At 31.4% G+C, this 525-nt stretch carries 1 protein-coding gene; it reads left to right on the forward strand.

The window, feature by feature from the left end:
* Positions 1–500: hypothetical protein (locus A6E03_RS10215; protein WP_218060166.1), on the forward strand; the 500-nt coding region annotated here is incomplete at its 5' end.
* Positions 501–525: the final 25 nt, after the last annotated feature.

A 525-nucleotide genomic window follows, 5' to 3' on the forward strand; every position in this document is an offset into this window, starting at 1 on the left:
TGTTATGCAGGCGTTATGCCCTTTATTTAAAAAGGAAACTTATGGAAATGTTTGAAATATCTTGGTCTTCGATTTTGAAAGTCTCAGTGTCTGCGGGTGTTTTGTATATAATTGCTCCTTTTGTACTCATTATTCGTGATTTGTGTATAACAAAGTTCATTGAAAAATGTGTATTAACGAAAACGTTTAGGGATTCTATATTTATGTGTGAAATGGATCGGTGGTATTTGGATAAAAAATACAGTGAGCCACTAATCATGGATGGTAGTGAGTACTATATAGGTAAGGAAAAAGTAACAGAAGAAAAATACAATCAATATGAAAAACAAATGTGGTTACACCATGAGCGTTTCGAGTCGTTAGATTCAAAGATTGTATTTCGCAGTAATATAATCAACTATGCGATGAATCATTATAAAAATAATACTTTTATAAATCCTATTGAAAGCTTAAGAATATCGTCATATAAGCATCAAGAGAAGATTCATCATTATAATTGAGCACGGGCATAACAAATGCATCAAC

Source organism: Aliivibrio sp. 1S128 (assembly GCF_001691065.1).
Lineage (GTDB): Bacteria > Pseudomonadota > Gammaproteobacteria > Enterobacterales > Vibrionaceae > Aliivibrio.